Here is a 7251-nt window from a genome sequence, read left to right on the forward strand (position 1 = left end):
CGCGACGGTGCGGATGCCGAGCCGGCGGCAGGTGGCGGCGACACGGCAGGCGATCTCGCCGCGGTTTGCGATCAGGATCTTGCTGAACATGGCTCCCTCCTTGTTATGCCGTTATCGGCATCTTACGGCGGGGAGGTGTCCAATGGGTTAATTCCGCGTCGCTATCTCGCGCAACCATGCCGCGTGACTATTCCGCGTGATTACCCCGCGTAACCCTCCGCGCGGATGTCCAGGCGGGCCAGCAGGGCGCGATCGCGGTCGGCTTGCGGATTGCCGGTGGTCAGCAGCTTTTCACCGTAGAAGATGGAATTGGCGCCGGCCATGAAGCACAGCGCCTGCAAGGCCTCGTCCATGGCCTCGCGGCCGGCGGACAGGCGCACCATCGCCCCGGGCATGGTGATGCGGGCCACGGCAATGGTGCGGACGAACTCGAACGGGTCCAGCGCCTCGGTACCGGCCAGCGGGGTGCCTTCGACCTGGACCAGGTTGTTGATGGGCACCGACTCCGGGTACGGGTCCATATTGGCCAGCTGGGCGATCAGGCCGGCGCGCGCCTCGCGCGATTCGCCCATGCCGACGATGCCGCCGCAGCACACGTTGATGCCGGCGTCGCGCACATGGCCGATGGTATCGAGCCGGTCCTGGTAGGTGCGCGTGGTGATGATCTTGCCGTAGAACTCGGGCGAGGTATCCAGGTTGTGGTTGTAGTAGTCCAGCCCGGCTTCCTTGAGTTGCTGCGCCTGCTCCGCCTTGAGCATGCCCAGCGTGACGCAGGTCTCCAGGCCCATCGCCTTGACTTCGCGCACCATGTCCATCACGGGCTCGAGATGGCGGTCCTTGGGGCTGCGCCAGGCGGCGCCCATGCAGAAGCGCGTGGCACCGTTGGCCTTGGCGGCGCGCGCGGCGTCGAGCACCTCGTCCAGCGCCATCAGCTTCTCGGCCTTGACGCCGGCGTCGTGGTGCGCGCTTTGCGGGCAATAGCCGCAGTCCTCCTCGCAGCCGCCGGTCTTGATCGACAGCAGCGTCGACAGCTGCACGGTGTTGGCGTCGAAGTTCTCGCGATGCACCTGCTGGGCGCGGAACAGCAGGTCGTTGAACGGCAGCGCGAACAGCGCGGCGACGTCGTCGACACGCCATTTGGCATCGTCGGGCAGTGCGTGCTGGCGTGCGGTCTGGCGCAGCGATTCGGCGGAGATGGTGGTAACGGTGTGGGCTTGGGTCATGTTTTTGTCAGTCGAATTGTGGTTCAGGCGGCAAGGCCGGCGGCCTCGGCCTGGGAATTGGCGGTGGCGGCGAACAGCGGCGCGAGGTCGAGGCACGTAGCGGCGGCGGCGGGCTCGAGTTGCCAGGGCAGCTCGCCCAGGCACGGCGCGTCCAGCGATGCGTGCAGCGTGGCGATGTTCTCGTCGGCGAGCAGCATGTCGGGGTCGACCCGGTTGGCGATCCAGCCAGCCAGCACCAGGCCGCGCGCGCGGATCGCTTCGGCGGTCAGCACGGCGTGGTTGAGGCACCCGAGCCGAATGCCGACCACCATCACCACCGGCAGGCCCATCATCACGGCCAGGTCGGCGGTGCTCCAGCGCACGGCGCCGGCGTCGAGCGGAACGTGGAACCCGCCCACGCCTTCCACCACCACGGCATCGGCCTGGCGGCGCAGCGCGTCGAACGCGTCACGGATCGGCGCGCGCGTGATGCGCACCCCTTCCTGCGCCGCCGCCAGGTGCGGCGAGCACGGCGTGCGCAGCAGGAACGGGCAGGTATGGCCGAGCGGTACCGTCACCGAACTGACGGCGCGCAACTGCGCCACGTCGTCGTTGTGCCAGTGGCCGTCGCGCCATTCGCTGCCGCTGGCGACCGGCTTCATGCCCGCGGTGCGATAGCCGGCGCCGTTGAGCGCATGCAGCAGCGTGGCGCTGGCGTGGGTCTTGCCGACGCCGGTATCGGTGCCGGTCACAAAGCAAGCGAAATTGCGCGACGCGGTCATGCCGCCTCCTTGCGCGGCATCGCCCCGGACAGCGCGTCGAGCAGGCGGCGCACATCGGCCTCGTCGTGCGCGGCGCACAGCGTGATGCGCAGCCGCGCCGTACCCTCCGGCACGGTCGGCGGCCGGATCGCGCCAACGCGGATGCCGCCGGCTTCCAGCGCCGCCGACAGCGCCAGCGACGCGGCGTTGTCGCCGATGATCAGCGGCTGGATCGCGGTCTGGCTCTCGCCCAGCGACCAGCCGGCGCTGGCGGCCAGCCGGGCCAGGCCTTCGCGCAGCAGCGTGATGCAGCGCGTCAGTTGCGCACGGCGTTGCCGGCCTTCCTCGCCTTCGATGATCGCCAGGCTGGCCAGCAACGCATGCGCCACCGCCGGGGGCGCGGCCGTGGTGTAGATATACGGCCGCGCGGTGTTGACGAGGTGCTCGATCACGGTCTCGTGCGCGGCGACGAACGCGCCCGCCACGCCGGCGGCCTTGCCGAGCGTGCCGATGTAGATAAAGCGCTCGGACGACAGCCCCAGCGCTTCCAGCACGCCGTGGCCCTGTTCGCCCAGCACGCCGAACCCGTGCGCGTCGTCGACGATGATCCACGCGTCGTAGCGCTCGGCCAGCTCCAGCAGCCGGCGCAGCGGCGCGACGTTGCCGTCCATGCTGAACACGCTGTCGGTGACGATCAGCTTGCGCTCGCTGGTGCTCGCCGCCAGCAGCGCTTCCAGCGCGGCGGTGTCGCAATGCGGATAGCGCTGCACGTCGGCGCGTGCCAGCCGCGCGCCGTCGATGAGCGAGGCGTGGTTGAGCGATTCGCAGAACAGCGTCGCGCCGGCCGTGCCCAACGCGGTCAGCACCGCCATGTTGGCCATGTAGCCGGTGCAGAAGTACAGCGTCTGCGCATGCGGGATATGCGGTGCGAACCAGCGTGCCAGCGCTTCCTCCAGCTGTGCATGGGCCAGTGAGTGGCCGCTGACCAGGTGCGACGCGCCGCTGCCGGCACCATACCGGTGCGCACCTTCCGCTAGCGCAGCGATCACCTGCGGATGGTTGGCCAGTCCGAGGTAATCGTTGCTGCAGAAAGTCAGCAGCGGCTGCGGCTGCGCATCGACGGCACCCACGGCCTGGTGCGGCGCGCACGCGGTGTGGGCGATGCGGCGGCGGCGCGTCAGCGCCAGTTGCTGGCGCTGGGCGGCGGCCTGTTTCAGTTGTTCAAGCAGCATGGCGGACCTCCGCGCTGGTGGTGACATCGTCGAGCGTGGCCAGCAGCTGCTGGCCCAGCCAGTGTGCCTGGGCGGCATCGAAGACATAGGGCGGCAGCACGTACAACGTATTGCCGATCGGGCGCACCAGCAGTTCGCGCGCGCGCGCGGCATGGTGGAAGCGCGATGAGAATTCCGCGCCGGCCACGTCGTCGCGCACATCGGCGGCCCAGACCAGCCCGCGCTGGCGCACGTGCTGCAGGCGTGGATCGGCGGCCAGCGGCGCCATCGCGTCGGACAGCCAGCGGGCGCGTTCGCGGTTCTGTTCGATCACGTTGTCCTGCTCGAACAGGTCGAGCGTGGCCAGCGCGGCGCGGCAGGCCAGCGGGTTGCCGGTGTACGAGTGCGAATGCAGGAAGCTGCGCGCCAGTTCGTCGGCGACGAAGGCACGCTGGATTTCCGGGCGCGACAGCACCAGCGACAACGGCAGGTAGCCGCCGCTGATGCCCTTGGACAGGCACAGGAAATCGGGCCACGCATGCGCGGGCAGCGGCGTCTCGGCCGAGGCCTCGCCCCGCGACTGCTCCCACGCGAAAAAGGTGCCGGTGCGGCCGCAGCCGACCGCGATCTCGTCGGCGATCAGGTGGATCCGGTAGCGATCGCACAGCGCGCGCGCGCCGTCGAGATAGGACGGGTCATGCATGGCCATGCCGGCGGCGCCCTGCACCAGCGGCTCGACAATCAGTGCGGCGATCTGGCCGGCGCGCTCGCGCAGCAGCGCTTCCAGCTCCGCCAGCGCGCGCGCGGCCACGTCGGCGGCCGACTCGCCGCGCACGGCCTGGCGCGCGTCGGGCGACATCACCACGTGGGCGCGGCGGATCAGCGGGTCGTAGGCGTCGCGGAAGATCTCCACGTCGGTCACCGCGAGCGCGCCCACGGTCTCGCCGTGGTAGCCGTTGCGCAGGCAGACGAACTCCCGCTTGGCCGGCAGCCCGGTGTTGCGCCAGTAGTGGAAGCTCATCTTCAGTGCAATCTCGACGGCCGAGGCGCCATCGGAGGCATAGAACACATTGCCGAGCGCGCCGGCGCTCAGCGCGGACAGGCGCTCGGCCAGCTCCACCGCGGGGGCGTGCGTGCAGCCGGCGAGCATCACATGCTCGAGCGTCTCCAGTTGCGCCGCCAGCGCGGCGTTGATGCGCGGGTTGGCGTGGCCGAACAGGTTGACCCACCACGAGCTGGTGGCGTCGAAATAGCGGCGGCCGTCGGCATCGAACAGCCACGGGCCTTCGCCGCGCACGATCGCGAGCGGCAGGGCGTCGTCATCGGGGCGCAGGCGGGTGCAGGGGTGCCAGACCGCGTTGCGGCTGCGCTGGCCCAGCGACTGCGTGCCGCCTGGGGAAAGGGACAGGTGATCCAAGGTAGCCCTCCTTTGTTGACCGTCTGCGTGCGCGTTGCTGCGGCAAGGCCGGACAGCATGGCGGCGGACGGGTTGGGAGGGTCATGTTAGGAATGTCACCGCGGGATTGGCAATGGTGGCGATTTATTGGTTTTGAGCGCAGATTCACCGCAATTCAGCGATTTTGCATGGATGAAGACTGAACTTTGGGGTTGCGTGCCGCGATCTTCACGCAAAATGGGTGTTTTTTTGGGTGGATATCTGGGATGGGTATCGGAGAGCGGGGGGCCGGACTCCGTTGAGGCTCCGGCCCTCACCCCCTGCCCCTCTCCCGCGAGCGGGAGAGGGGAGCAAACAAGCGCGGGGGGAAGCCGTTGGAAGGTTCGCCAGCGATAGCGCTAAGCGAGCCCAGCGACGCGTTCCGTGCCTGAGCACATGACCTGGGATGCAGCCGGCGCGCAGCGCAGCCGAAGGCGTTCCTACCACAACGCCAGCAGCAGGGGCCATCCACAGCTCTGGGCTCGTTCAAAAGCCGCTTCAATCCCAGCCATCGTGGCGCACCTTGCGGCAGGCAGTCCTACCTTGTGAGAAAGCCCAGCCCCGTACGAAAGACCCGGCACACTACGATAAGAGTGGCCGTCCGCCCAGGACAATAATGCGCTTTCTGGTGACTCTTTGTCGCTAGGACAAAGCGTTACCCGCCCTTCAGGGCGGAACCGGGCATATCAAGCACCACCAGATGCCAGCCGCAAGGCAACGGCACAACCAACTGCCAACTGACACCTCAAGCCGGCCGCCACGACGGCGACCGCTTCTCCAAAAACGACCTCACCCCTTCCTTCCCTTCCTCCGACGCCCGGATCTTCGCGATACGGTCAGCCGTGTCCGCCAGCAGGTCGTCATCGATCGCCCGGCCCGCAATATCCTGCACCAGCCGCTTGCTCTCGCGCACGGCATTGGGGCTGTTGCCGACCAGCGCGGTCGCCAGTTCCGCCACCTTGGCGTCGAGCGCTTCGGCCGGCACCACCGCATGCACGAAGCCCAGCCGCAGCGCCTCGGCCGAGTCGAAGCGCTCGGCGGTGATGAAATAGCGGCGCGCCGCCTGCTCGCCCATGGCGCGGATCACGTAGGGGCTGATGGTGGCGGGCAGCAGCCCCAGGCGCGCCTCGGACAGGCAGAAATGCGCGTGCTCGGCGGCGACGGCGATGTCGCACGCGGCGACAAGCCCCATGCCGCCGGCGTAGGTGTCGCCCTGGATGCGCGCGATCACCGGGCGCGGGCACGACCACACCGTATGCAGCATCTGCGCCAGCGTCAGCGCGTCGGCGCGGTTCTGGTCGTCGGAGTAGCCGGCCATCTTCTTCATCCAGTTCAGGTCGGCGCCCGCGCAGAAGGCCGGGCCGTTGCCGGCCAGCACGATGGCGCGCACCTCGTCCATGTCGCCGAGCGCGCGGAAGGCGCCGGTGACTTCGGCGATCACGGTCTCGTTGAAGGCGTTGCGCACGTCGGGCCGGTTCAGCGTCACGGTGGCGACGTGGTTGGCGATATTGACGGTGAGGGTGGTGAATTCCATGGTTCGCTCCGTTGGCGGATGTCTGAAAGTTGGCGGAAGGGCTCAGGAGCCGGTCTCGAACGGCAGGCCGAGCGAGTGGAAGAAGGCGGCGACCTCGGGCAGCCATAGCGGGATGCCTTCGCGCGCGCTGAACAGCCGGTGCGAGTCGTTGCCGAAATCGCCCACGTCGACCAGCCACGCCTTGGCCGCTTCTCCCTTGGCCTGCGCCTTGTATGCGTTGAACATGCGGCCGGGCAATGGCACCGGCCAGTAGCTGTCGTTGTCGCCGTACACCCACAGCGACGGGTAGCGCGCCGTGCTGCCATAGCTGGCGAAGGCGTCGACCAGCCGGTCTTCCCAGTCCGCGCAATTCAGGTTGCGCAGCCCGCCGGCAAAGTTGACCACGCCGCGCACGCCGGGATAGCCGATGGTGCTGAAGGCCATCGTGGTCAGCCCGCCGTGCGATTGCCCGATCACCACGATGCGCTCCATGTCGATATAGGGCAGCGTGGCCATATAGTCGAGCGTGGCGACCACGTCGTCGGCCTGCATCATGCCGTTGCCCTCGATGTCGCAACTGCCCCCTACGTAGGCGCCGCCCGAGCGCGCGAAGCCTTGCCGCATCGGCAGCACCACCACGTAGCCGCGGCGCAGGAACTCGGCGCTCTGCGCCGCGAAGCGCGCGCGCCCTTGCATAAACGGCCGGCCCGGCGCCTTGCCGTGGTTGATCACCACCAGCGGGAACGGCCCTTCTCCCGGCGGCTTGAACACCGTCGCTTCGAGGTCGATGCGTGACGGGATCGCGGCCTTGGGCAGCATCACCACCTGCTCGGTGAAACGCATGCGCGGCACGGCTTGCCCGCTGCCGGCACCCGTCTGCGCCGGCGCCGGCAGCGCCGGCAGCAAGGCCAGCACCGCGGCAAGGCAGGAAAGCAGACGGATCACGCAACGCATGGAAGTAGCAGCAAAAAAACCGATGAAGCCGATGAAACCGATGAAACCGATGAAACCGATGAAACCAGTAAAGCAGACAGCGCCGCTGCCGTGACGGCTACATGCGGAACACGCCGAACTTCATATCCTCGATCGGCGCATTCAGGCTGGCCGACAGGCCCAGCCCCAGCACCGT

7 protein-coding genes are annotated in these 7251 nt (G+C 68.5%); all 7 read right to left on the reverse strand.

What is annotated here, in order from left to right:
- On the reverse strand, positions 1 to 90 hold a 90-nt coding region (locus tag J8I82_RS39830), incomplete at its 3' end, for a biotin carboxylase N-terminal domain-containing protein (protein WP_209765454.1).
- 110 nt (positions 91 to 200) lie between these two features.
- Positions 201 to 1223, reverse strand: a complete 1023-nt coding sequence (gene bioB, locus J8I82_RS36770) for a biotin synthase BioB (RefSeq protein WP_133098118.1) — start codon at positions 1221 to 1223, stop codon at positions 201 to 203.
- 23 nt (positions 1224 to 1246) lie between these two features.
- A complete protein-coding gene (bioD, locus tag J8I82_RS36775; protein ID WP_209765444.1) occupies positions 1247 to 1984 on the reverse strand; it encodes a dethiobiotin synthase in 738 nt (245 codons plus the stop codon).
- Complete coding sequence (gene bioF / locus J8I82_RS36780; protein ID WP_209765446.1) at positions 1981 to 3195, reverse strand: 8-amino-7-oxononanoate synthase; 1215 nt, start codon at positions 3193 to 3195, stop codon at positions 1981 to 1983. The genes bioD and bioF overlap by 4 nt, the downstream gene beginning before the upstream one ends.
- Positions 3185 to 4591 (reverse strand): adenosylmethionine--8-amino-7-oxononanoate transaminase, encoded by a 1407-nt coding sequence (gene bioA, locus J8I82_RS36785; RefSeq protein WP_209765448.1) that lies wholly within the window; start codon positions 4589 to 4591, stop codon positions 3185 to 3187. Before bioA ends, bioF begins: the two co-directional genes overlap by 11 nt.
- 763 nt (positions 4592 to 5354) lie before the next feature.
- A complete protein-coding gene (locus tag J8I82_RS36790) occupies positions 5355 to 6143 on the reverse strand; it encodes an enoyl-CoA hydratase/isomerase family protein (RefSeq protein ID WP_209765450.1) in 789 nt (262 codons plus the stop codon).
- 42 nt (positions 6144 to 6185) lie between these two features.
- The gene (locus tag J8I82_RS36795) at positions 6186 to 7076 is read right to left on the reverse strand and encodes a dienelactone hydrolase family protein (RefSeq protein WP_209765452.1); all 891 of its coding nucleotides are present in this window, start codon (positions 7074 to 7076) and stop codon (positions 6186 to 6188) included.
- Positions 7077 to 7251: the final 175 nt, after the last annotated feature.

The sequence above is a fragment of the Cupriavidus consociatus genome, from assembly GCF_017814975.1.
Lineage (GTDB): Bacteria > Pseudomonadota > Gammaproteobacteria > Burkholderiales > Burkholderiaceae > Cupriavidus > Cupriavidus consociatus.

Bases quoted from the DNA above. Each gene is read 5' to 3' on its own strand.
- bioB (WP_133098118.1), bottom strand. From the start codon at position 1,223: ATGACCCAAGCCCACACCGTTACCACCATCTCCGCCGAATCGCTGCGC.
- J8I82_RS36790 (WP_209765450.1), bottom strand. From the start codon at position 6,143: ATGGAATTCACCACCCTCACCGTCAATATCGCCAACCACGTCGCCACC.
- J8I82_RS36795 (WP_209765452.1), bottom strand. From the start codon at position 7,076: ATGCGTTGCGTGATCCGTCTGCTTTCCTGCCTTGCCGCGGTGCTGGCC.
- bioD (WP_209765444.1), bottom strand. From the start codon at position 1,984: ATGACCGCGTCGCGCAATTTCGCTTGCTTTGTGACCGGCACCGATACC.
- bioF (WP_209765446.1), bottom strand. From the start codon at position 3,195: ATGCTGCTTGAACAACTGAAACAGGCCGCCGCCCAGCGCCAGCAACTG.